General features: G+C 36.5%; 1 protein-coding gene. It reads left to right on the top strand.

Going from position 1 to position 274, the window contains the following annotated elements; genetic code table 11:
- Positions 1 to 274, top strand: a 274-nt coding sequence (locus LG649_RS16245; RefSeq protein ID WP_394371928.1) for a hypothetical protein, incomplete at both ends; no start/stop codon positions are given.

Raw genomic sequence — 274 nt, 5'->3', positions numbered from 1 at the left:
AGATATTTTGAATGCAGAAGATGTTGGCAATGTATTAACCTACGATTTCGTATCAGATTTACCAGAGACCACAACTATTTACGTAAGCATAACGCCTTACAATGCTGTAGGCGATGCAGTAAGTTGTACAGAAGAAAGTTTCAGTACAGAAACACTTCCAACAGTTCCAATGTGTACAACATTAACAAGTCCGTTAAACGGTTCAACAGATGTTTCAATAACTACCAATTTATCATGGACAGCTATTTCAGATGCTACAGGTTATAAGCTAACA

This window comes from Neotamlana laminarinivorans, assembly GCF_020523925.1.
GTDB lineage: Bacteria > Bacteroidota > Bacteroidia > Flavobacteriales > Flavobacteriaceae > Neotamlana > Neotamlana laminarinivorans.
The sequence above is the reverse complement of the archived record's forward strand: the minus strand, read 5'-3'. Positions and strand labels throughout refer to the sequence as shown.